The sequence below is a fragment of the Aestuariivita sp. genome, from assembly GCF_021404545.1.
Taxonomy (GTDB): Bacteria; Pseudomonadota; Alphaproteobacteria; order Rhodobacterales; family Rhodobacteraceae; genus Aestuariivita.
The window spans coordinates 42,794-65,506 of record NZ_JAAWWD010000034.1 but is presented as its reverse complement, the minus strand read 5'-3'; the positions used below and the strand labels follow the sequence as shown (position 1 = coordinate 65,506).

The window sequence follows — 22,713 nt, the reverse complement described above, 5'->3', positions numbered from 1 at the left end:
AAAAGCAATGAGCGGACAAAAAGCCGTTATCCCCTCCGCCGAAGGCATCGCTGCCTCGGTTCGTGCAGCAAAGACACGCGGTTTGCCGCCTGTCCACCTGTGGAATCCGCCGTTTTGCGGCGATCTGGACATTCGGATCGCCCGCGACGGCACCTGGTTTTATCTGGGTACGCCGATCGGGCGGCCCGAGCTGGTCAAGCTCTTCTCGTCGATTCTCAAGAAAGAGGGTGAAGAGTATTTCCTTGTCACCCCGGTTGAAAAGGTCGGGATCACCGTCGATGATGCCCCCTTTGTTGCCGTGGATTTCGAGGTGACAGGCGATGGGCGCGATCAGGTTTTGACATTCGAGACCCAGGTCGGCGATCTTGCCGCTGCGGGATCCGACATGCCGATCCGCGTGGCGCGTGATCCGCAGACCGGAGAGCCTTCGCCCTATGTGCTCATCCGCGCCAACCTCGAAGCGCTGATCGACCGCAAGAGCTTTTATCGGCTGGTCGATCTGGGTGATCACCACGAGGGATGGTTCGGGGTCTGGTCTGGGGGGACATTCTTTCCGATCATCCCTTCGGACGAGCTGGAGGCCGCCTGAGCGTTGAGTGCCTCTGCGACAGCAGCACGCCCAGCCCGACAATGGCCGCACCAATGGCTTGCGGCCAGCTCCAGACCGCGCCGAGGGCCAGCATGATCAACATGACGTAAAAGGGGGTCGCGTTGATGTGGAACGATGCGACCGCCACGCCAAGTCTGCCGACGCTGGCGATAAACATCACCTGGCTCAGTGCCATGCCTGCCACCGCATAGATCGCGAGCAGGCCCATCTGATCACCGGCCACCGCGCGGCTTGGCCGCATCTCGAACCCTGCCAGATGTGCGCCCAGCAGCAAGAGCGCCGTCATGATGCACCCGCCCGCAAGCGTGATGGTCGAACGCCCGACGGGCGACAGTTCGGGAAAATCCCGCACTGCGGCAAAGCTGCCCAGGCAAAATAGAAAGCTTGACGCCACTGCACAAAGCGCGCCGAGGCTCAGGTCGGGCGAAAGCCCGCTGCCGCCAATGGCGACATAGCCTCCCACAACAGAGGCTCCCAGGCCAAGGATGAAGTTGCGGCGCAAACGGCGCTGGCCCGTAACCATCTCGATCAAGGTGGCGGCAATCGGGCTGGCCGAGGCGATCAGCGCCACCGTCACCGGATCCGTGTAGACCTGCGCCAGTAACAAAAGATAAGCTCCGAACCCAAAGCAGATTCCGCCCATCAGCGTGCCGCGGCCCCACCGCGCGCCAAAAACTGCCGCGCGCCCGTCCACAAGCAGCCAGACCGGTACAAGAATGGCCACCGCGATCATGAACCGCGCAGTGATCAAGGTCAGCGGCGGCCAGCTCTCCAGCAGGATCTCTGCCGCCGGAAATCCCGCCGCCCAGGTCAGCATCGAGGCCACACCGAAGGCGTTGCCCATGGCCAGCTTTGCGCGGCCCGCAGAGCCAAAGTCAGCACGGCCAGACGGATCTGGTATGGTGGTCACTCGGGCCCCCGGTTTGATGTGCAACAAATCAGTCGCAGGCATCCGCGCCCCGACGGTTTAACGCTGGCATGTCTCGCGTGGCCGGATCTGTTCCGTTTTCGACGCGATGTCGCATTCGGACCCTTGGTCTTGGTACGGGGTGGGTTTAGGCACATGGCGATTGGAGGAGGACCACATGCCACGATTCGCCGCTAACCTGACCCTGATGTTCGCGGAACTGCCCTATCTGGATCGGTTTGATGCAGCGGCGGAAGTCGGCTTCCACGCGGTCGAGATCCTGTTTCCTTATGACTGGCCAGGTCAGGAGACCCGCCGTGCGCTGCTGAAGAACGGGCTGGATCTGGTGCTGATCAACGCTCCGCCGCCGAACTATGCAGGGGGACATCGGGGGTTTGCCGCGATACCCGGGGGGGAGGCGCGGTTTCAATCGGATATCCGGCGTGTGATGCGTTATGCCGACCTGCTCAAGCCTGGTCTGATCCATGTAATGTCCGGTGCGGCCAGCGGGGATGCGGCCAGACAGACGATGGTCCGCAACCTGCAATGGGCCGCGGATCTGGCGCCTGCGCAGTGTTTTACCATCGAGCCGTTGAATCTCGACGATCAGCCGGGCTATTTCCTGAATGACTACGGATTGGCACGTGACGTGCTGGCGACGGTAGACCGGCCCAATGTCGGGTTGCAATACGATGCCTATCACGCGCAGAAAATTCATGGCGATGCCCTGGCGGTGTGGGCGGAATACGGGGCGGAGGCGGTCCATATTCAGATCGGCGACACTCCCGACCGGCGCACTCCGATGACAGGCGAGATTGATTTTGAGCGCCTTTTCGATGCCATTGACGCCAGCGGATACTCTGGCTGGGTCAGTGGAGAGTACCATCCCGGCGGGCCGACTCAGCTGACCCTGGCATGGATGTAGGGGCGGTGTGCGCTGGCGCACTGGACGGCGCGGCCAGAGTGTCGGATGAAAGGGCACCATCGCTGACCAAGGACCTGTTCATGTTACCTGCCCGCTTTGCCCCAATCCTCTTTGGCTTTTTGGTATCGGGCCTGATGTCCTGCGTCGTTTCGGGGATTGCCACGGTCAAGGCGCTGGGCATGGTGGAGGGGGTCTTTGGCGCCTGGATGGTCTCATGGAGCTTTAGCTGGGCCGTAGCGTTTCCCACTATTCTGGTCGTGGCGCCGCTGGTGCGGCGATTGGTGGCCCGTCTGACCAAACCGGCATGACGGGACCGATCACCAGGGCACCAGAAAGCGGTCGTAGGCGATGATCAATCGGGCTATGCCGGGACAATGTCTTTATCTGATCCGTTCGACATTTTTCTGACTGCCCCGCCGGGGTTGGAGGAGGTCTTGCAGGCCGAAGTGACGCAGGCGGGGTTTGCAGACCCGGTGGTGTCGCCCGGCGGGGTGACGATCCGCGGCGGCTGGCCCGAGGTGTGGCGTGCCAACCTGGTGCTGCGCGGGGCCGGTCGCGTGCTGGCACGGTTTGGCGGTTTCCCGGTGTTCCATCTGGCCCAGCTCGACAAACGCGCGCGGAAATTCGGCTGGGGCGAGGTATTGCGCCCCGAAGTTCCGGTGCGGGTCGAAGTGACGTGCAAACGCTCCAAGATATACCATGCAGGGGCTGCAAGGCAGCGGATCGAGACGGCGCTGAGCGAGAGCTTTGGTGCGCAGATCGCGCAAGATGCACCGCTCCGGATCAAGGCCCGGATCGAAGACAATTATTGCACGTTCAGTGTCGATACCTCGGGCGAGAGCCTGCACAAGCGCGGCCATAAGGAGGCCGTGGGCAAAGCCCCGATGCGCGAGACGCTGGCGGCGCTGTTTTTGCGGCAATGCGGGTATGTCGGGGACGAACCTGTCGTCGATCCGATGTGTGGATCGGGCACCTTTGTGATCGAGGCGGCCGAGATCGCACAGGGCCTGTATCCGGGGCGAAGCCGGGGATTTGCCTTTGAGCAACTGGCGCGTTTCGATCCCGATCGGTGGCAAGACATGCGACAGGCCGATGTGCCCTCTGTGACAGCTCTGCGGTTCTGCGGTTTCGACCGGGATCAGGGGGCCATCGGGATGAGCGCAGCCAATGCCGACCGCGCGGGCATCGGACATTTGTGCCGGTTCACTTGTCAACCGATCAGCGCATTGACCCGGCCTGATGGCCCGCCGGGCCTGGTTATTGTCAATCCGCCTTACGGGGCGCGGATCGGGAACAAGAAACTGCTTTATGGGCTTTATGGCGCCTTGGGCGATGTGCTGAAATCCCGCTTCTCGGGCTGGCGGGCGGGCGTTGTCACGTCTGAGGCTGGGCTCGCGCGGGCGACCGGATTACAGTTCAAGCCGCCTGGCCCCCCGGTGCCACTGGGCGGATTGAAGATCAGGCTCTTTCAGACCGAACGCCTGTAAGGGCGGCGCCGCCCAAAGTGTGCGCACGTTTCCCGGAACGGCCTAACCGAGCGGTCAATGCGCCTCGGCCCAGTTCTGGCCGTGTCCGGCATCCACCACCAGATTGACATCCAGATGGACAACCGGGTCGGCGGCGTTTTCCATGATGTCCTTGGCTCGTGTGATGGTCTCGTCGACGGCGCTGTCCTCAACCTCAAAAAGCAGTTCGTCATGCACCTGGAGCAGCATCTTGGCGGGCAGATCGGCGATGGCATCAGGCATTCGCACCATTGCCCGACGGATCACGTCTGCGGCCGTGCCCTGAATGGGTGCGTTGATCGCGGCGCGATGCGCGAACCCGGCGCGCGGGCCTTTCGCGTTGATTTCTGGTGTGTGGATCTTGCGACCGAACAGGGTCTGAACATACCCATGTTCTTTGGCAAAGGCCTTGGTGTCGTCCATATATGTGCGGATGCCCGGAAACCGCTCGAAGTAACGGTCGATGAAGCCCTGCGCCTCACTGCGTGGAATGCGCAGGTTACGCGCCAGACCAAAGCCGGAAATGCCGTATATCACGCCGAAATTGATCGCTTTGGCGCGGCGGCGGATCTCTGGCGTCATTTCGTCCAAAGGTACATCGAACATCTCTGATGCGGTCATCGCGTGAATGTCGAGCCCGTCGGCAAAAGCTTGTTTGAGGGCGGGAATGTCGGCGATATGGGCCAGAATACGCAGCTCAATCTGCGAATAATCCAGCGCAACCAGTGTCTTGCCCCCCTCCGCGATAAAGGCTTCGCGAATGCGGCGGCCCTCTTCGGTGCGGATGGGGATGTTTTGCAGGTTGGGATCGGTGGAGGCGAGCCGCCCGGTCGAGGCACCTGCAATGGCGTAAGAGGTGTGGACCCGGCCCGTTTCGGGGTTGATATGGTCCTGAAGCGCATCCGTATAGGTCGATTTCAGCTTGCTGAGCTGGCGCCAATCCAGCACGCGCGCTGGCAATTCATGCTCGGTCGCCAGATCCTCCAGCACATCCGCACCGGTGGCATAGGCACCGGTCTTGCCGCGTTTACCGCCTTCGATCCCCATCTTGTCAAAGAGGATCTCGCCCAGTTGTTTGGGTGAGCCCACATTGAAGCTTTGACCGGCCAGTTCATGGATCTCGGCCTCCAGCCCCGCCATTTTCTGGGCGAATGCGTTCGACATCCGGCTCAGTGTGTCACGGTCGACCTTGATGCCATCCATCTCCATCCGTGACAACACAGGCACCATCGGGCGTTCGAGTGTCTCATAGACCGTGGTGACCTGTTTGCGGTGCAGCTGCGGCTTGAACGCCTGCCAGAGGCGCAGCGTGATATCGGCATCCTCCGCGGCATAGGCGACCGCCTCGTCAATGGGCACGAAATCAAAGGTGCGCGCGGACTTGCCCGCCCCCAAGAGCGGCTTGATCGGGATCGGCGTGTGATTCAGATACCGTTCCGAGAGCGTGTCCATCCCGTGCCCATGCTCACCACCATGCAGCGCGTAGGACATCAGCATCGTGTCGTCGATCGGCGCCACGTCGATGCCATACCGGGCAAAGATCTTGGCGTCGTATTTCATGTTCTGCCCGATTTTCAGGACACTTGGATCCTCCAGCACCGGCTTGAGCAGTGCCAGCGCCTCATCCAGGGGAATTTGTCCTTCGGCCAACTCATCTGAGCCAAAAAGATCGTCGGTCTGCCCGGCCTTGTGGATCAGCGGGACATAGCAGGCATGCCCGGCCTCGACGCAGAGCGAGATCCCCACCAGATCGCAGAGCATTTCGTTCAGCCCGGTGGTCTCGGTGTCCACGGCGACCCACCCCCGCGCATGGATTGCTGCGATCCACCTGTCCAATGCGGCGGTATCGCTGACGCAGTCGTATCGCGCCTGATCAAAGGCGGGCGCCTCGGGCGCTGCGGTTTCGGCATCCGCGGGCCGTGCCGGGGCATCGGCGATCATAGGCGGCTCGACCCCCAACTGTTCGGCAATGCGCTTGGTGAGGGTGCGGAACTCCATCTCGGCCAGAAATCCCATCAGAGTGTCTGTGTCCGGATCTCGGACCTCAAGATCATCCAGAGTGAAATCCAAAGGGGTCTCGCAATCGAGCTGCACCAGCTTTTTTGACAGTTCGATCTGGGCGCGCTTGCCGATCAGTGTCTCTCGGCGCTTGGGTTGTTTGATCTCGGCGGCGCGATCCAGCAGGCTTTCCAGATCGCCGAATTCGTTGATCAGCAGGGCGGCGGTCTTGATTCCGATCCCCGGCGCACCGGGCACATTGTCGACACTGTCGCCCGCCAGGGCCTGCACATCGACCACACGTTCCGGGTAGACGCCGAATTTCTCGAAAACCCCCTCGCGGTCGATACGGAGGTTTTTCATCGCGTCCAGCATCTCGACCCCGTCACCGACAAGCTGCATCAGATCCTTGTCGGAGCTGATGATGGTGACCTGGCCTCCGGCGGCGCGGGCCTGCACGGCAAGGGTGGCGATGATATCATCCGCCTCATAGCCTTCCTTTTCCTTGCAGGCGATGTTGAAGGCTTCGGTCGCCTGACGCGTCAGCGGGATCTGCGGGCGCAGGTCTTCGGGCATGGCCTCGCGATTGGCCTTGTACTGATCGTACATCTCGTTGCGGAACGTATGGCTGCCCTTGTCGAAGATCACCGCCACATGGGTCGGGGCATCGGGCCCGTGATTGCCTTCGACATAGCGTTGCAACATGTTGCAAAACCCGCTGACCGCACCGATCGGCAAACCGTCCGATTTGCGCGTGAGCGGCGGCAAAGCGTGATAGGCGCGAAAGATGAACGCGGATCCGTCGATGAGATGCAGATGACAGCCTTTGCCAAAGCTCATGTGCTTTTCCTTTGCCACGAAAACCTACGGCACGATGGCATGTATCTTTGCACCAACGCCACCCGCTTCTTTGGGGTCATTCGACCGCTGCCGGAGGGGTGTATCAGACAACGCTTTCAGGCGCCCGTCTCCGGTTCAGACCTTACCCTCGAAATCGCGATGAACGTATTTGCAATCGCAATACGGACACTCGACCCAGCCTTCGGTTTCGGGGATCTGAAGCCAGACCCGCGGATGTCCCAGTGCGCCCTCGCCGCCATCACAGGCCACCCGGTAGCTGTCGACGATTTTGGTCTCTGGCGCGTCTATGGTCATGTCCGCTGGGTCCTTCCGGTTGCCGCTTCCAGGGTCTTGGAGTACCTGCTTTATGAGCCAAGCACGAAATAGGAGCAAGAGGCGGCGTGACACAGGATGCGATCCGTATCGATGGGTTGGTCAAGACCTATCGCGGCGCCAAGGGCGAGCCGGAAAAGACCGCGCTGAAGGGCGTCGATCTGGCGATCCCGCGCGGATCGGTCTTTGGTCTGTTGGGACCAAACGGCGCCGGCAAATCCACCTTGATCAATATACTCGCCGGGCTGGTGACCAAGACGTCGGGCAAGGTGCAGATCTGGGGGTTCGATCAGGACGTCAATCCGCGCCAGTCGCGCGCGGCCATCGGTGTGATGCCGCAGGAGCTGAATCTCGACCCGTTCTTTTCACCGCGCGGCGCGCTGGAGGTCCAGGCGGGTCTTTACGGTGTGCCGCGGGCGCAGCGCCGCAGCGATGAGATCCTTGCTCTGGTTGGGCTTTCGGACAAGGCAGGCGCCTATGCGCGCACGCTCTCTGGCGGAATGCGGCGGCGGCTTTTGCTGGCCAAGGCGCTGGTGCATCGCCCCAATGTTCTGGTACTGGATGAGCCGACAGCGGGCGTGGATATTGAGTTGCGCCAGATGCTCTGGGCCAATGTGCGCAAGCTCAATGACGAGGGGATGACCATCATCCTGACCACCCATTACCTCGAAGAGGCCGAGGAGATGTGTGACGAAATCGCGATTATCAATCATGGCGCCGTGGTGGCGCGCGACAGTACCCAAAATCTACTGTCGCGGATGGATGCCAAGACGCTGGTGGTCCATCCTGCGTACCCCGTGGCAGACGTGCCGGTGGGTGACGGCGTGGAAGGCCAGCTTCGGCCCGACGGCACTCTTGCGCTGACCTATCGGCGCGGTTGCATCACCGCCGAAGGCGTTCTGGATCTGGTTCGCGGGGCTGGCATTACGATCCGTGACCTGCGGTCCGAAGAGCCCGATCTTGAGGATGTCTTCCTTGCCCTGACCTCATCGCGCGGGTCCCGGCCGACTTAATGAAGGATGATCTTGCCAGTCTTCAGGACGCGCAACCGAGATCTTGGCACCGGTTGGACAGGCGTGGGAGGGTCACGTCAAGTTCGGGGCGCGGGATTGACCGTCTCGCAAACAGCGCTGACCAACCGATCTCATCGTAGGGGAGCCAGCCAGATTGTGACGCACAATCTGGTCAGAAACTGACGCAGTTTCTAGGCGCCCGGGGGCGTGGGCCAGAGCCGGGATAAGATTTTGCGTCAAAATCTTCACATTTTCTGCGTCAGAAAATGCTTCGCGTTGTGGCCGCAGCGCGCGCGGGTTAGAAGGCGCCAAAAGCCTATCGGAGCACTCTCATGCAGACCCCAAAACCCGTTGTCCTGTGCATTCTGGATGGCTGGGGCCTGTCGGACGCTACCGAGGCGAACGCCCCCCATCTTGCGCAGACCCCTCATTTCGATCGCATGTTGTCACAGGAACCTCATGCGCGCCTGATCACCCATGGTCCTGATGTGGGGCTGCCCAGCGGTCAGATGGGCAATTCCGAGGTCGGTCACACCAATATCGGAGCAGGCCGGGTCGTGGCGATGGATCTGGGGCAGATCGATCTGGCGATCGAAGAGGGCAGTTTCTTTGAAGCGACCGCATTTCAGCAGTTCATTGCTGCACTCAAACAGAGCGGCGGCACGGCGCACCTGATCGGTCTGGTCTCCGACGGCGGCGTGCATGGGCACCTCTCCCATATCCTCGCCGCAGCCAGCGCGATCTCTGCAGCCGGGGTTCAAGTGGCCATCCATGCGATTACCGATGGGCGCGACGTGCCACCGAGATCGGCCTATGGTTACCTGGGGGCCTTGGCGGAGGGACTGCCCGAAGGTGCCCGGATCGCCACTGTGATCGGCCGATACTTTGCCATGGATCGCGACAACCGATGGGGCCGCGTCAGCGAAGCCTACCGCGCGATCATGCAAGCTGAGGGGCGCCGTGCCGCAGACGCCCATACCGCGATCACCACCGCTTATAACCAAAGCGAATCCGACGAGTTCATCAGCGCGACCGTCCTGCCAGGCCATGACGGGATCGCAGAAGGTGACGGTGTCTTTTGCCTGAATTTCCGCGCCGATCGGGCGCGCGAAATCCTGGCGGCTATAGGTCAGCCGGGGTTTGATGCGTTTGACACTGGCTCACGGCCGCACCTGGCCTGTTTTCTGGGGATGGTCGAGTACTCCGACGACCACAACACCTATATGTCGACCGTCTTCCCCTCCAGCGAGATCGTGAACACGCTGGGCGCCTGGGTGGCCAAACACAATCTGCGCCAGTTCCGGCTTGCAGAGACAGAAAAGTACCCGCATGTGACCTTTTTCCTCAATGGTGGCCAGGAAGAACCCGAACCGGGCGAGGATCGCTATATGGCGCAATCTCCTGACGTCGCCACCTATGACCTGCAACCCGAAATGTCCTGCGGCGAGGTGACCGACAAACTGCTGGACGTGATTGGCGCAGGCTATGATATGATCGTTGTCAACTATGCCAACCCGGACATGGTCGGTCATACCGGGGATCTGTCGGCGGCAATCCTCGCCTGCGAAGCGGTTGACCGATGTTTGGGCCGTGTGATCGAGGCTGTGCATCAGGCTGGTGGCGCAATGATCGTTACGGCGGATCATGGCAATTGTGAAATGATGCTCGATCCCGAGACCGGCGGCCCGCATACCGCGCATACACTCAACCCCGTGCCGGTGGCTCTGATTGGGGGCCCGGAAGGCGCGCGCCTGCGCGATGGCCGGTTGTCGGATCTGGCCCCGACAGTGCTGGCGCTGATGGGGCTCGCGAAACCGGCAGAAATGACAGGGGAAAGCTTGCTGATATGAAGTTGCGCGCCGCCTGTACCGTGATCCTGCTGACGATCGGCCCTGCCATGGCGCAAGACGATCCTGCTACGGCGGCACGCGCGGCGGCAGCGCAGCTTGAACAGGCCGCGCTTTCCCTGCAAGCGGCGGATGGCGCACGCGACCGGGTGCGGGCGCTGACACAAACGGTTCAGGCCTATGAGGCGGGCCTCGCCGCAATGCGCGACGGGTTGCGCCAGGCCGCTCTGCGCGAGGGGCAGTTGCGCCGCAGGCTGGAGGCGCGCGAAGCCGAGATCGCCGATCTGCTGGGTGTGTTGCAAACCATCGGCTCCGCCCCGCCGCCGGTTCTGATGCTGCACCCCGGTGGCCCACAGGCCAGCGCCCGGGCCGGCATGATGCTGGCCGATGTCACCCCAGGGCTGAATGCCCGCGCCGCCGACCTGCGCCAGGATCTGCGAGAGGTCGAGACCCTACGCCTGTTGCAGCAATCTGCCGCGGGCACCCTGGAGGAAGGCCTGTCCGGCGTCCAGGCCGCCCGCGCCGATCTTAGCCAGGCAGTGGCGGACCGCACCGACCTGCCGCGCCGGTTCACCGAGGATCCGGTGCGCACCGCGATCCTGATATCCTCGACCGAGACGCTGGAAGGGTTCGCCAGCGGCCTGTCGGACATGACCGGAGAACAGATCGCACCATCGGCTGCCGATATCAGCGATCGGAGGGGGCAGCTTGATCTGCCGACGCAAGGTCTGGTGTTGCGGCGCGCGGGTCAGGCGGATGCGGCCGGGATCACCCGTCCCGGCATCCTGGTGGCCACGCGCCCTCGCGCGCTGGTCACAGCCCCCGCCGCCGCCACGATTCGCTATCTGGGTCCGCTCCTCGATCTGGGTAATGTCGTGATACTGGAGCCCCAGGCGGAGACGCTTTTTGTCCTGTCTGGGCTGTCTGAGGTTTATGGAGAGCCCGGTCTGGTGATCCCAGAGGGCACCCCAATTGGCCTTATGGGGGGCGCGGACCCCGAAATTGGCACAATTCTGTCAACAAGCAGTGAGGGCACTGGAACAGATCGCTCAGAAACGCTCTATATAGAAGTGAGAGAGGGCGGGGCCCCTGTGGATCCAGAGACGTGGTTCCAAACCGATAAGGATGGATAAACCAAGAGATGAAAAACTTTGTCATAGTCGCATTTGCCGGGATCATTTCAGGCGTGGTTGCCACAACGCAGGTCGCAGGCCCGCTACTGGCCCAGGAAAGCGCGCGCAACACCAATGTCTATGAGCAGCTTGACCTGTTCGGCGACATCTTTGAACGGATCCGCGCCCAATATGTCGAAGAGGTCGACGAGGCCGACCTGATCGAGGCCGCCATTGACGGGATGCTCACCTCGCTGGATCCGCATTCGAGTTATCTGTCACCCGATGATGCCGCCCAGATGCGGGTGCAGACCCGGGGGGAGTTTGGCGGGCTGGGGATCGAGGTCACCCAGGAAGAGGGCTTTGTCAAAGTCGTCTCGCCCATCGATGGCACGCCGGCGGACGAAGCCGGGATCGAAGCGGGCGATTTCATCACCCATGTGGACGGCGAAAGCGTTCTGGGCTTGACCCTCGATTCTGCTGTTGAGTTGATGCGTGGCCCGGTGGGCTCCGAAATCGTGATCACCGTTGTCCGCGAGGGCGAAGCCGAGCCGTTCGACGTGTCGATCATCCGCGATACGATCAAACTGACCGCAGTGCGCACTCGCACCCAGGGCGACACGGTCATATTGCGGGTCACCACATTCAACGACCAGACCATGCCCAATCTCGAAGCCGGCCTGAATGAACAGATCGAAGAGGTCGGTGGCTTCGATGCAATCAATGGGATCGTTCTGGACCTGCGCAACAATCCCGGTGGGCTGCTGACCCAGGCGATCAAAGTGTCGGACGCGTTTCTGGAAAAAGGCGAGATCGTCTCGACCCGTGGGCGGGCCGCCGAAGATGGCGAGCGGTTCAATGCGACTGCGGGCGATCTGGCCCAGGGCAAGCCCATCGTGGTGCTGATCAATGGCGGGTCTGCTTCGGCATCCGAGATCGTCGCAGGCGCGTTGCAGGATCACCGTCGGGCCATCGTCGTGGGCACCAAGAGCTTTGGAAAAGGGTCGGTGCAAACGGTGATGCCGCTGCGCGGCGATGGCGCGATGCGCCTGACCACGGCACGCTACTATACCCCGTCCGGCCGGTCGATCCAGGCGCTTGGCGTGTCGCCCGACATTGTCGTGGAACAGCCGCGCAGCCGTCCCAACGAGACGGAAGAAGAAGACGAAGCTGCGGCCCGCAGCCGGTCAGAGGCCGATCTTCGGGGCCGTCTAAACAATGACAGCCTCAGCGAGGACGAGGTGCGCCAGATCGAAGCAGACCGCGCCAAGGCCGAAGCTGCAGCCGCCTTGCGCGAAGAGGATTATCAACTGGCCTATGCGATCGACATCCTCAAGGGTTTGTCGGCGATGAACCCGGGCGACTGACACCACAGGTCCCATGATCCGACCCAAGAAATGGCCCCGCTCTGTCGGGGTCATTTTTTCACAGGGTCTTTAAGGTGCACCACACAGATCACAGCATTTGAAGTCTGACAAACGGCCGTCGCGTCCCGTCGGATATCGGACGCGCAGGCGCGCCAGTTCCGCTTTGTGGCGTGATTTTCACCCTCTCAAGAGGCTATGTGCAACCAACCCATGACCGCAGCTCGACCGGCAAAGGCTCCTTGCACGCATCTGTTTTGCGCTGACCTTGACAGGTCTTGGACCGTCGGTCGCGTCGCTCAGCCAGGCGTCTGCAAGGACCAAAGATCGGTCTGGGCCAATCATGCTTCTTCTGGCCCTAAATATTCCCAGGGTTTGGGACAGCGTCCCAAGGCCCGTGCGGCCGCGCACAAATAGAATAGAATGCGGCGCAGCCGCTCCGGTATCGAAGATACGCCAAGCGCCGCGTCAGAGATGAGTGGCCAACCGCGCAGCCACATCGCGGCCGCTCTGATAGGCGCCATGTGCCGTGGCTTGCCATTTGAGGGAGAAAGCTTCTCCCGCAAAGGCGACCGAGCCTGTATCCGTGCCAATCATCTGATGACGACGGGCCGCGGCACCCGGTCTGGCGGCAGAGTAGGAGCCCAGGATCAGAGGGTTTTGCGTCCAGCCCGTAACCGCCCGGCCAAGGATCAGATCCCTGAAGTCCGGGCCAAGGGCCTGGCACAGCCGGTCTTCTGCAAACTGGCGCATTGCATCGGACCCCTCCGCCAACAGGTTCCGGACCATATCCCCGGCCATGTGGACGATGATCATCGGGCTCTCACCCGCAATAACCTGAAGGTTCATCGACGCGCCGCCATCCGGGGTGAAGGTCCCAAAAAGCTTGCCCTTCAGTTCAGCAGGAAGCGCGCGCAACGCAAAGGCTACCTTTTCATACGCACCGCAGGGCACATCCGCGATCAGCGGCAGCAAATCCGCCGCGGGTCCGGGACCAAAGCGGATCGCGCCGGAGCTCAGCACATTTGTCGAGGGGGTCACGATGGCGCCGCGTACCTGCATCCCGCCCTCGGACGTTTCCAGCCGGACACCGCCCTCCGGTCGCTGATCAATCGCGCTGATCGAGACGCCGAGCCTGACGGGCAGCCCATGGGACATGTGTGCGATCAGATCGCCATAGCCCGTTGTCAGCGGCCAGTTCGAATCTGTGTCTGCATAATCCGCATAGCCCATTGCAGAGACCCGGCCGGGATCCTCGCCCGCCAGAAGGCCCAGAATGCAATGGACGTCCGGCGACCAGCGTCCGGCGTCGGGCAACACGTCGGTGATCGGCACGTCACGCCCCTCCGCGCCCGCCTGATCGACGATGTCGAACGCACGGCCGATCGCCTGGTCGGCCTCGACCAGTTCAGCCTCGCTGGCGAACCGTCCGTCGGACCACAGAACATAGTGGCACGTCTGCGCCTTCTGCCGCAGATAGCGGGCGCCCAGCCGGTCGGCCCAGGCGACCAGCGGGTTCTCATCGGCGCAATGCAACCAGTGACAGCCGTGATCCCACGCGACCGGCAGGCCCGCGCGATCCGTCAGGGCCCGTCCACCCACCCGGTCCGCGGCCTCGAGGATCTCAAAGGGAACACCGCGGGCGGCCAGTTCGAGACCGGCGCCGATCCCCGCCGCTCCGGCTCCGACGATGACAACGTGCGGTTCTGTTCGCATAGGTCAGCCCGCTTCCAGGCAATGACGGCGAAAGGCGCGTTTGAGCATATCGAGTTCGGCTCTGAGAAGCGCCATCTCGCCCCGCATATCGTCGGCCAGTACCTCCCCCGCGATCAGGGTAAAATGGTCCAGCATGGTCTCGCTCGCCGTGTCGATGACGGTAAAGGTGTGGATCCCGTCACTGATCGCATAGGCGGGTACCGGAATGGTCAGCGACCAGGTCCGACCATCATCCTGTGGCGCCAGCTCAACCCCCGGGACGATCTGATCCAGATGCCGCACCTCGATCTCCGGTGTGTCCGTTGCACCATCGTTGCGGGTCAAGACACCTTCCCAGACACCGTTGGCAAGGCGGGTTTTTGTCAGGTCGCACTGGCTCATTTCAAAGGCTCACATTGGGGCGCGCGGACGGCGCGAAAACGTCAGATCGCGCAGGATCACCTGATTCATTTCAGGTCCTTCAAAGATCAGATCCAGCCAGGCTTTCTCCACGCGCTTTTCGTTGAGGTTGGAATAGGCCAGATCGAACTCGACCATAACATTCTCCTCGTTCAGCGGCAGCTCGCGTACGAACTGTTCGGTATTGGGCCCATGTTTGATGTTGAGCCGCGCAAAGATCTCAATCCCCTTCTCGACCTCGACAATCGTGTCGATGCGCAGGATGTGATCCTTTCTCAGCCCGGAGACAGCGGCTTGGGGCATGTCGATCACAAGAGACAGAAACGAGCCGTCGAACGTGAACACATCCATGCGCAGACCATAGGGTGCCAGATCCTCCTCGCGCAGGTTGCGCAACTGGCGCAGGGTCAACTCGGAATGGGCGCAGTCATGAAACAGCGTCACCTCCGCGCCCAGCGTCGACTTGGTCTGAACCGAGGACATGCCCGGTACGGGCAGCGGCCCGCGCCAGAGTTGCGGCCGCCAGGCCCAATCGGTTCCAAAGGGTTTGGGAAAACTGTCAGAGCCGACCGTCGGCAGGGCCAACTTCTCTTCGGCGGCATAGATCACATCGTTGAGATAGGTCCGCAATTGCCGCGCCCGATAACGATAGCGGCGCAGCGATACCGGGTCGGCCTTAGGCGCCTGGCGCGCCGCATTGCGCCACCAGCGCAGCGTGCTGCTGTGCAAGACCCGATCCATGACTGTGCCAAACTGAAACGCCATTCACCCAGCTTCCGTTCTTTCGGTAGTCAAGACAATCCGTGACAAGGGTTTCCGTTCAATAAACCGGTTCTGTGGCCGCGCTGCCGCGACACCCCTTGCACCGTCTCATACCGCGGTCGCCGTGCGGGTCGCACGGGCGATGTCCTGCAAGATACGCGCCCCTTCATCGCCGGTCGCCTGACTGGTGTCAGGCGCATAAAGCGCCAGGCTGACCAACTGACCGTTCAGCACAAAGGCCGTGCGCCAGTACTGACCGCTGGTCCCGTCCACGGGCGTCTCTTGAGTACGCAATTGGGTCAGGGTCAGATCGCCCCGCTCCAGTGTCCGCAAGACCTCATCGGATCCCGGTGCCGCCGGAAACGCGCCGACATCGGCGGGGACTGTGCCCGGTTCGACCGGCGCCAGAGAGACGGTCACAATCGCCAGTTCCCAGGCTCCAAAGGTCCCTTGAACACCCAACGTGTCACAGCGCCCTAAAAGCGCAAAGCGATCCCTCAGGCTGCGCTGGTCGATGCAATAGCCCTGAGGTGTGGCCAATTGCAGCGCGCCATCGGACATCGCGGCGCGTGTGACCGGAGCTGACCCGCCGCCTGCCCCCAGCCCGGGCAGGGTCAGCGTATCGCAGGCGGCCAGAGTGGCAAGAACCGCCAGACCGACAAGACGCCGGGCCTTAGAGGTCCATATACTCATGCTTTTCAGCCTTGCCGCCGGGATGCGTGACCGCCCCCTTATAGGTGGCGCCCACCAGCTGCGCGTATTTCCAGATAGAGCCCGAGGCATAGATTGTCTCGCGCGGTCCCTTCCAATTGGCCTTGCGCTCGGCCAGTTCCGCGTCTGTCAGGGCCACGTCAAGTGTGCCTTCAATGGCGTTGATGGTGATCATATCGCCATCCTCCAAAAGAGCGATGGGCCCGCCATGAGCCGCTTCAGGCCCGACATGGCCAATGCAGAATCCACGTGTCGCCCCGGAAAATCGGCCATCGGTGATCAGCGCCACTTTCTTGCCCATGCCCTGACCCGATAGGGCCGCCGTGGTGGCCAGCATCTCGCGCATGCCCGGCCCGCCCGATGGACCCTCGTTGCGGATCACGAACACATCGCCTTCCTCATAGGTGCGGTTTTGCACCGCTTCAAAGGCGTCCTGCTCACATTCAAAGATCCGCGCCGGGCCAGTAAAGATCTGGTGCTGCGGCTCGATCCCGGCGACTTTTACGATTGCACCCTCCGGGGCAATGTTGCCTTTCAGGCCCACCACGCCGCCTGTCTTGGTGATTGGCGTCTCGATGGAATAGATCACCTTGCCGTCGGCTTCGCGGTCGATCAGATCCAACTCTTCGCCGATGCTCTTGCCACTGGCGGTCATGCAATCCTCGTGCAAGAGACCCGCCTTGCGCAATTCTTTCATCACAACAGGCACGCCGCCCGCCTCATAAAGATCCTTGGCCACGTATTGGCCGCCGGGCTTGAGATCGACGAAATAGGGGGTGTCGCGGAAAATCTCGCAGACATCATCGAGGAAGAACTCGATGCCCGCTTCATGGGCAATGGCGGGCATGTGCAGCCCGGCATTTGTCGACCCGCCGGTGCAGGCCACGACCCGCGCGGCGTTTTCCAGCGATTTCAGCGTCACGACGTCGCGCGCGCGGATGTTCTTTTCGATCAGGTTCATCACCGCGCGGCCCGATGCTTCGCTATACTGATCGCGGCTTTCATACGGTGCCGGCATCCCCGAAGAGTTGAGGAGCGCCAGACCAATCGCCTCGGAGACGCAGGCCATGGTGTTGGCGGTGAACTGACCCCCGCAGGCCCCGGCACTGGGGCAGGCCACCCGTTCCAGCACGTCGAGCGCCTTGTCGGAAAGCTGGTTGTTCTGGTGCTTGCCCACGGCTTCGAACATGTCCTGCACGGTCAGGTCGCGGTCGAGATACTCCTCTGGCACCTCATCGACATGCGGCGCCTTGCCGGGCAGGATCGAGCCGCCATAGACAAAGACCGATGGCACGTTCAGGCGCACCATCGCCATCATCATGCCGGGCAGGGACTTGTCACAGCCCGCGAGACCGACAAGCGCGTCATAGCAATGCCCGCGCATCGTCAGCTCGACCGTGTCTGCGATGGCATCGCGCGAGGGCAGCGAGGACCGCATGCCCTCATGCCCCATCGCGATCCCGTCGGTAACAGTGATCGTGGTGAACTCACGCGGTGAACCGGAGGCTTCCTTGACGCCCATTTTCACCGCCTGAGCCTGCCTGTTCAGGGCGATGTTGCAAGGTGCCGCCTCGTTCCAGCATGTGGCAACCCCGATCAGGGGCTGGTGGATCTCTTCCTCGGTCATGCCCATGGCATAGTAGTAAGACCGGTGCGGCGCGCGTTCGGGCCCTTCGGTCACATGACGGCTGGGCAATTTGGATTTGTCGAATTTGCGCGTGAGCATGGCGGACCTCCCGGAAAGCTTTGGTTCCTATTGGCAATAACGGGGCGCAAATGCGCCCGCAAGAGAGAAGGCGGGATCGGACGAACCCGGTCTGCCGCAAACAGACCAGGCCCCTTGCGCGGCTTGCGTCCTGACCGGGCAGGGCAGGGGGAGTGCTGCAGGGGACCGCTATCAGACCACGTCACGGGCAATATCCGGCCCGATGTCCGGTCCCGGAGCCGAGGCGGTCGATCATGGCGCGGTCACGCTCTTGCCTCCAGGTGCTCGCCCGGTCCAATCCGCTGGTCGTAGACGCGGGTGATCCGGTGGGTCTCTTGGGGCGATCTGGATAGCCGGAGCGGAGAGACGGTCGGCATCACGCCGATATGTCAGGACCTTGAGTTTGCCCGCGATGTCGCATTGGTCGCTGTCACCGGCTATCAGGCGAATGACCTGCATCTGACAGGTGCGCTCCGGGATCAGTTCAGCAAATTTTCGGTCAAGTTCCATAAGGATCGGCGCGTCGCCGGCTGTCCTGGAAAGGAAGGGCTGGCCAATACGCCGCCGGAGGGTGATCACAACGTCTTTTTGCGCCACGCGGGGCGCGCCAGATCATGCGATCGTCAGATGCGCCGCTGGCGGATCGGTCGTGTCAGGAGAGGTGCGGATTTGCTCTGACCGCGCTCTTTGACACGCGCGAGAACGACGATTGTGTACCGCTTGCCCAAATCGGCGAGGGGCCTGCGGATTTCATCCGGCCGAAACATGCAGCCGCGTCTGGATGTGATCTCGTGCAAATCTCTGTGCGGGGGCTTTCATCTGCCTGTGCATCAGCGCGCCTTGTAATCGGGCCCGTCCAGACATACCGTTAAGCCCCTGCCATGCAAGGGGATATCCTTCCCCCATCATGGGCTGCCGAGTTTTCAAGGCGGGATATGGAACACACATTATTTTCATTCATCTGGAGACACTCCAAGCGGGAACAGTTGCTCTTGTTGCTGGTAACAGTGGCGTCGTTCCCCTTGCTGTTTGCCACGCTGGAATTGCCCAAACGGATCATCAACGACGCGATTGGCGCACAATCCAGCACGGTCGACTTGCTGGGCTATCAGCTCAGCCAGGTGGAATTCCTGATGGCGTTGTGCTTCGCGTTCCTGGGTGCGGTGCTGGCCAGCGGGCTGGTCAAGATGCGCATCAACACGATGAAGGGCGTGCTGTCCGAACGCATGCTGCGGCGGTTCCGCTATCAGCTGCTCAGCCGGATGATGCGGTTTCCCAAACCCTATTTCCGCTCCACCAGCCAGGGTGAGCTGGTGTCGATGGTCACCTCCGAGGCCGAGCCCATGGGCGGGCTGATGGGCGATGCGGTGGCCCAGCCGGTGTTTCAGGCCGGTCAGATGCTGACCATCGTGACGTTTCTGTTTTTGCAATCGGTCTGGTTCGGGCTGGCGGCGATCGCACTGATCCCGTTGCAAGCTTGGCTGATCCCGATGCTGCAACGCCAGATCAACCAGCTGAACAAGAAACGGATCGTGCAGGTGCGCCACCTGGCCTCTGAGATCGGCGAGACGGCGGCAGGCATCGGCGATCTGCGCATCAACGGTGGCTGGCGTTATCGCAAGGCCGAGTATTCCGACCGGTTGGGGCGTCTTTTCGAGATCCGCTTCAAGATCTACCAGAAGAAATTCTTCATGAAGTTTCTCAACAACTTCATCACCCAACTGACGCCATTCTTTTTCTATTCGGTCGGCGGGTATCTGGCGATCAAGGGCGACATCACCGTGGGCGCGTTGGTCGCGGCGTTGGCGGCCTACAAGGATATCGCCAGCCCCTGGAAGGAGCTTCTGACTTACTACAACCAAGTGCAGGACATGTCATTGCGCTGGCAGATCGTGACCGAACGGTTCGAGCCGCGCAACATGATCGACGAGGCCCTTTTTGACGGTGAGCCGTCGGAGATCCCGCATCTGAACGGCGCCATAGAAATCCGCGATGTCACAATTCGCGATCATGACGGCAATACCGTGCTGGAGGACATCAACCTCGACATCCCGGCAGGCGCCCGCGTTGCGATCCAGAGTACCAGCGCGGTCGAGCGCAGCGCCTTTGCCGATCTTCTCACGCGGGAGGTTCTGCCGGTGCGTGGTTCGGTCACCGTGGCGGGGCATCCGCTCAACAGCCTGCATCAGGCCGTGCTGGCTTCGCGCATCGGTTATGCGCATTCGCGCCCCTATCTCTTTGACGGGACACTGGGCGACAACCTGCTGATGCCGTTGCGCATGAAGCCCGACCAGACCGAGCCGCCACGCGGAAAGGATCGCTGTGCGATCGAGGCGACGCGATCCGGCAACAGCACCGACCGTCTGTCGGACGACTGGATCGATCCGGAACTGGCCGGGTTGATCAGTGGCGAGGATATCCGCGACTGGTGGTTCAAGCTGGTCCAGGCAATGGGCGTGGACGAGGCGATGTTCCGGCGCTCGCTCCGGTCGCGATTCAAGCCCGATCTGCATCCTCTCCTGGCCAAACGTCTGGTTGAACTGCGCCCGCTGATCCATGAGCGCTTGCAGGAGGCGGGTTTGATGGATGCGGTCAACCGGTTCGATCCAGATGCGTTTAACCCGTCCGTGCCCTTGGGTGGCAATCTGCTCTATGCCACACCGCGCATCGAGATTTCTCAGGAAAGCCTCGCATCCGAACGGCATTTCATGACCATGATCCATGAGATCGGCCTGGCCGAAGAGGCGATCGCGATCTCATCGGGTGTCATGCAGACCCTGCGCCAGACCTTTGGCCGGGATGGAACGGATCATCCGCTTTTCCGGCGCTTGGGGATCGACGAGGATATCTATATCCGGCTCTCGTACATCGCCCAAAAGCATGAGAAAGAGGGGCGCGCCGCGCTCAGCGACGAGGAAGAGGCGCTGTTGATGACGGTCCCCTTCCTTTTGACCGCCGAAGAGATCGGACCCAGCTTTCCTGAAGAGTACAAGCAAAAGATCCTTGAGATCCGCAAGGCAAAATCCCAGCAGCTGCGCGATCTGACAGGCGACATGTTCGTGCCCGTGGATGAGCAGACCTATCTGCCCCGCCTGACCGCACTGGAAAATGCGATCTTTGGCCGGATGTCGATGCTGGCCGGGGCGCGAGCCGAAGAGGTCGAGAGCATCGTGGCCCGGGTGATGGACGATCATGGTCTGCGCCGGGCCATGGCCGAGATCATCTATGACATGCCGACCGGTCTGGGCGGGGCGAACCTGCCCACCATATTGCAGGAGCGCGCAGCCTTCAGCCGGGCGGGGATCAAGCGGCCCGATATCTTGATCCTGGACAAGGCGCTGGCCAGCCACAATGGTGCCAGCCGCGCCCAAACCCGGTCGCGTCTGCGCGAATTGTTACCAAAGACCACAATGGTTTTCATGGAAGACAGCTTTGCCAGCCCGGACAATTACGATCTTTTTGTCGAGATCAAGGATGGGCGGATCGATGGTGTCTCCATGGGTCAGCGCGAAGCGCCGGACAGTCCGGGTGCCGCCGATCTGCGGCGCAAGCAGCGCCTGATTGCGGGGACCGAACTTTTCGGGGATCTCGACGAACGAAATCAGCGCCTGTTGGCGTTCAGTGCGCAATGGTATCAGGCCAGCGCCGGTCAGATCGTGTTTCAGGTCGGAGGCAAGCCCGATGCGGCCTATCTTTGCCTTGAGGGCAGCGCCGAGATGCACTGGCCGGAAAACGATCTGGGCGCGCGTCCTATCGCGTCGATCGGACCGGGGCGCCTGATCGGCGATCTGTCGATTATCTTGGACGAACCGCGCCAGCTCAACCTGATCTCGGTGACCGACACCAAATGGCTGCGCATTGGCGCCGACGAGTTGCGCGCGGTGATCGAAAACGATCCGGCCGTGGCGCACAGTCTTTTGCGCACCGTGGCGAGCCATCTGACCGGCGCGGCCGAACTGTTGCGTCATGCCCGCCTCGATCAGGTTGGCGATCCAAGCAAACCCCTGGACCAGACAACTGAAGACGAGTTGGGCCACTAAGGTGAAGTTGCGCCGCGCCTATACCCCGCATGAGACGCTCGTGGGTCCGGCCCGCGCGCGCCTTGAGCTGTGGAGGATCTTCGCAGGCGGTATGATCATTGTGGCAACGGCCATGCTGCTCAGCTCCCTGGCGAGTTTCCTGATGTGGTTCGTGCTGCAACCCACCGGCGATGCGCTGGACGACGCGATGATGGGGCAGACACCACTGTCGCTGCTTGTTTTGCTGGGCGGGTTCATCTTTCTGACGCTTGGTACGGGTGTGGCGGTGCGGCTTTTGCATGCGCGCGGCCTGGCCAGCGTCCTGGGGCCGCGTCAGGCGGTGATCCGCGATTTTCGTCGGGTTTTTCTGGCCTTGGTGACGCTGGGTATCGTGGTGGCTCTGTTGCCGCCCTATGGCATGGGCGCGCCGCTGACCGCGAACCTGCCGCCCCTGACCTGGCTGATGCTCTTGCCTGTGTCACTTCTGGCTTTGCTGATACAAACCAGCGCCGAAGAGATCGTGTTTCGCGGGTACCTCCAGCAGCAACTGGCGGCGCGGTTCTGCTCTCCGGTGATCTGGGTCGGTGTGCCTTCGGCGCTCTTTGCGTTTGGTCATTATGTGCCGGTCGAGGCAGGGGACAACGCCCTTCTGGTGGCGATCTGGGCCGGGGTCTTCGGTGCGCTGATGGCGGATCTGACAGCGCGGGCGGGCAATCTGGGTCCTGCGATCGGGGTCCATTTCGCCAACAACCTGTCGGCCATCGTGTTGGTGTCGCTGCCCGACAGTCTGAGTGGCCTCTCGCTTTACACGATCGATATCGATATCTCCGACCCCGACACCCTCCACTCGTGGATGCCGATCGATTTTGCAATGATGATCCTGATGTGGCTGGCGGCCCGTCTGGCCATTCGCCGTTGATTGCAATTCGCACAAAGGGCGCTTATTT

19 protein-coding genes are annotated in these 22,713 nt (G+C 61.8%); 11 read left to right on the top strand and 8 right to left on the bottom strand.

The genetic code is table 11. From position 1 onward, the window contains the following. The first annotated feature begins 7 nt into the window (after nucleotides 1-7). Entirely contained in the window at nucleotides 8-589 is a 582-nt protein-coding gene (locus HEP69_RS10530; protein WP_290558480.1) for a DUF1285 domain-containing protein, read from the top strand. Here HEP69_RS10530 and HEP69_RS10525 read toward each other — a convergent pair. After that, complete coding sequence (locus HEP69_RS10525) at nucleotides 558-1,520, bottom strand: DMT family transporter (protein ID WP_290558479.1); 963 nt, start codon at nucleotides 1,518-1,520, stop codon at nucleotides 558-560. The genes HEP69_RS10530 and HEP69_RS10525 overlap by 32 nt on opposite strands. A gap of 175 nt (nucleotides 1,521-1,695) precedes the next feature. Here HEP69_RS10525 and HEP69_RS10520 point away from each other — a divergent pair, with 175 nt between their 5' ends. From HEP69_RS10520 to HEP69_RS10510, 3 genes are all read left to right on the top strand, one after another. Beyond that, on the top strand, nucleotides 1,696-2,442 hold the full coding sequence (locus tag HEP69_RS10520; RefSeq protein ID WP_290558478.1) for a TIM barrel protein: 747 nt from the start codon (nucleotides 1,696-1,698) through the stop codon (nucleotides 2,440-2,442). 80 nt (nucleotides 2,443-2,522) lie between these two features. Next, nucleotides 2,523-2,750, top strand: coding sequence for a DUF2798 domain-containing protein (locus tag HEP69_RS10515; protein ID WP_290558477.1), 228 nt, complete (start codon nucleotides 2,523-2,525; stop codon nucleotides 2,748-2,750). 66 nt (nucleotides 2,751-2,816) lie between these two features. Next, entirely contained in the window at nucleotides 2,817-3,929 is a 1,113-nt protein-coding gene (locus HEP69_RS10510) for a class I SAM-dependent RNA methyltransferase (RefSeq protein ID WP_290558476.1), read from the top strand. Nucleotides 3,930-3,983: 54 nt separating this feature from the next. On the opposite strand, the gene polA is transcribed toward HEP69_RS10510, so the two are convergent. Together polA and HEP69_RS10500 are read right to left on the bottom strand one after the other, a co-directional pair. Then, complete coding sequence (gene polA, locus HEP69_RS10505; protein ID WP_290558475.1) at nucleotides 3,984-6,785, bottom strand: DNA polymerase I; 2,802 nt, start codon at nucleotides 6,783-6,785, stop codon at nucleotides 3,984-3,986. Nucleotides 6,786-6,920: 135 nt separating this feature from the next. After that, nucleotides 6,921-7,100: a zinc-finger domain-containing protein gene (locus HEP69_RS10500; protein WP_290558474.1), complete on the bottom strand. Its 180-nt coding sequence runs from the start codon at nucleotides 7,098-7,100 to the stop codon at nucleotides 6,921-6,923. 86 nt (nucleotides 7,101-7,186) lie between these two features. Here HEP69_RS10500 and HEP69_RS10495 point away from each other — a divergent pair, with 86 nt between their 5' ends. From HEP69_RS10495 to HEP69_RS10480, 4 genes are all read left to right on the top strand, one after another. Continuing rightward, the gene (locus tag HEP69_RS10495; protein ID WP_290558473.1) at nucleotides 7,187-8,131 is read left to right on the top strand and encodes an ABC transporter ATP-binding protein; all 945 of its coding nucleotides are present in this window, start codon (nucleotides 7,187-7,189) and stop codon (nucleotides 8,129-8,131) included. Between the two features lie 332 nt (nucleotides 8,132-8,463). Beyond that, entirely contained in the window at nucleotides 8,464-9,981 is a 1,518-nt protein-coding gene (gene gpmI, locus HEP69_RS10490; protein ID WP_290558472.1) for a 2,3-bisphosphoglycerate-independent phosphoglycerate mutase, read from the top strand. After that, nucleotides 9,978-11,111: a peptidoglycan DD-metalloendopeptidase family protein gene (locus tag HEP69_RS10485; protein WP_290558471.1), complete on the top strand. Its 1,134-nt coding sequence runs from the start codon at nucleotides 9,978-9,980 to the stop codon at nucleotides 11,109-11,111. The genes gpmI and HEP69_RS10485 overlap by 4 nt, the downstream gene beginning before the upstream one ends. Nucleotides 11,112-11,119: 8 nt before the next feature. Next, nucleotides 11,120-12,457 carry a S41 family peptidase gene (locus HEP69_RS10480; protein ID WP_290558470.1) on the top strand — a complete coding sequence of 446 codons (1,338 nt, stop codon included), beginning with the start codon at nucleotides 11,120-11,122 and terminating at the stop codon, nucleotides 12,455-12,457. Between the two features lie 465 nt (nucleotides 12,458-12,922). Here the strand turns inward: HEP69_RS10480 and HEP69_RS10475 are convergent, their stop codons facing one another. The 5 genes from HEP69_RS10475 to ilvD all read right to left on the bottom strand — a co-directional run bounded on the left by HEP69_RS10475 (nucleotide 12,923) and on the right by ilvD (nucleotide 17,768). Beyond that, on the bottom strand, nucleotides 12,923-14,170 hold the full coding sequence (locus HEP69_RS10475; RefSeq protein ID WP_290558469.1) for an FAD-dependent oxidoreductase: 1,248 nt from the start codon (nucleotides 14,168-14,170) through the stop codon (nucleotides 12,923-12,925). A 3-nt stretch (nucleotides 14,171-14,173) separates the two neighbouring features. Beyond that, nucleotides 14,174-14,551, bottom strand: a complete 378-nt coding sequence (locus HEP69_RS10470; RefSeq protein WP_290558468.1) for a hypothetical protein — start codon at nucleotides 14,549-14,551, stop codon at nucleotides 14,174-14,176. Nucleotides 14,552-14,560: 9 nt separating this feature from the next. Then, nucleotides 14,561-15,334 carry a DUF6478 family protein gene (locus HEP69_RS10465; protein WP_290558467.1) on the bottom strand — a complete coding sequence of 258 codons (774 nt, stop codon included), beginning with the start codon at nucleotides 15,332-15,334 and terminating at the stop codon, nucleotides 14,561-14,563. A 105-nt stretch (nucleotides 15,335-15,439) separates the two neighbouring features. After that, the gene (locus tag HEP69_RS10460; RefSeq protein WP_290558466.1) at nucleotides 15,440-16,024 is read right to left on the bottom strand and encodes a hypothetical protein; all 585 of its coding nucleotides are present in this window, start codon (nucleotides 16,022-16,024) and stop codon (nucleotides 15,440-15,442) included. Further along, complete coding sequence (gene ilvD / locus HEP69_RS10455; protein ID WP_290558465.1) at nucleotides 16,005-17,768, bottom strand: dihydroxy-acid dehydratase; 1,764 nt, start codon at nucleotides 17,766-17,768, stop codon at nucleotides 16,005-16,007. Before ilvD ends, HEP69_RS10460 begins: the two co-directional genes overlap by 20 nt. Before the next feature lie 399 nt (nucleotides 17,769-18,167). Here ilvD and HEP69_RS10450 point away from each other — a divergent pair, with 399 nt between their 5' ends. The 3 genes from HEP69_RS10450 to HEP69_RS10440 all read left to right on the top strand — a co-directional run bounded on the left by HEP69_RS10450 (nucleotide 18,168) and on the right by HEP69_RS10440 (nucleotide 22,685). Next, nucleotides 18,168-18,425 (top strand): hypothetical protein, encoded by a 258-nt coding sequence (locus HEP69_RS10450; protein ID WP_290558464.1) that lies wholly within the window; start codon nucleotides 18,168-18,170, stop codon nucleotides 18,423-18,425. Nucleotides 18,426-18,682: 257 nt separating this feature from the next. Continuing rightward, nucleotides 18,683-21,787 (top strand): ABC transporter transmembrane domain-containing protein, encoded by a 3,105-nt coding sequence (locus tag HEP69_RS10445; RefSeq protein ID WP_290558463.1) that lies wholly within the window; start codon nucleotides 18,683-18,685, stop codon nucleotides 21,785-21,787. A gap of 1 nt (nucleotide 21,788) precedes the next feature. Then, nucleotides 21,789-22,685 (top strand): type II CAAX endopeptidase family protein, encoded by an 897-nt coding sequence (locus HEP69_RS10440; RefSeq protein ID WP_290558462.1) that lies wholly within the window; start codon nucleotides 21,789-21,791, stop codon nucleotides 22,683-22,685. The last annotated feature ends 28 nt before the right edge of the window (nucleotides 22,686-22,713 follow it).

What these genes read in the sequence shown, in the direction of transcription:
- HEP69_RS10530 (WP_290558480.1), top strand. Translation starts at nt 8, where the DNA reads ATGAGCGGACAAAAAGCCGTTATCCCCTCCGCCGAAGGCATCGCTGCC.
- HEP69_RS10520 (WP_290558478.1), top strand. Translation starts at nt 1,696, where the DNA reads ATGCCACGATTCGCCGCTAACCTGACCCTGATGTTCGCGGAACTGCCC.
- HEP69_RS10515 (WP_290558477.1), top strand. Translation starts at nt 2,523, where the DNA reads ATGTTACCTGCCCGCTTTGCCCCAATCCTCTTTGGCTTTTTGGTATCG.
- HEP69_RS10510 (WP_290558476.1), top strand. Translation starts at nt 2,817, where the DNA reads ATGTCTTTATCTGATCCGTTCGACATTTTTCTGACTGCCCCGCCGGGG.
- polA (WP_290558475.1), bottom strand. Translation starts at nt 6,785, where the DNA reads ATGAGCTTTGGCAAAGGCTGTCATCTGCATCTCATCGACGGATCCGCG.
- HEP69_RS10500 (WP_290558474.1), bottom strand. Translation starts at nt 7,100, where the DNA reads ATGACCATAGACGCGCCAGAGACCAAAATCGTCGACAGCTACCGGGTG.
- gpmI (WP_290558472.1), top strand. Translation starts at nt 8,464, where the DNA reads ATGCAGACCCCAAAACCCGTTGTCCTGTGCATTCTGGATGGCTGGGGC.
- HEP69_RS10485 (WP_290558471.1), top strand. Translation starts at nt 9,978, where the DNA reads ATGAAGTTGCGCGCCGCCTGTACCGTGATCCTGCTGACGATCGGCCCT.
- HEP69_RS10480 (WP_290558470.1), top strand. Translation starts at nt 11,120, where the DNA reads ATGAAAAACTTTGTCATAGTCGCATTTGCCGGGATCATTTCAGGCGTG.
- HEP69_RS10475 (WP_290558469.1), bottom strand. Translation starts at nt 14,170, where the DNA reads ATGCGAACAGAACCGCACGTTGTCATCGTCGGAGCCGGAGCGGCGGGG.
- HEP69_RS10470 (WP_290558468.1), bottom strand. Translation starts at nt 14,551, where the DNA reads ATGAGCCAGTGCGACCTGACAAAAACCCGCCTTGCCAACGGTGTCTGG.
- HEP69_RS10465 (WP_290558467.1), bottom strand. Translation starts at nt 15,334, where the DNA reads ATGGCGTTTCAGTTTGGCACAGTCATGGATCGGGTCTTGCACAGCAGC.
- HEP69_RS10460 (WP_290558466.1), bottom strand. Translation starts at nt 16,024, where the DNA reads ATGAGTATATGGACCTCTAAGGCCCGGCGTCTTGTCGGTCTGGCGGTT.
- ilvD (WP_290558465.1), bottom strand. Translation starts at nt 17,768, where the DNA reads ATGCTCACGCGCAAATTCGACAAATCCAAATTGCCCAGCCGTCATGTG.
- HEP69_RS10445 (WP_290558463.1), top strand. Translation starts at nt 18,683, where the DNA reads ATGGAACACACATTATTTTCATTCATCTGGAGACACTCCAAGCGGGAA.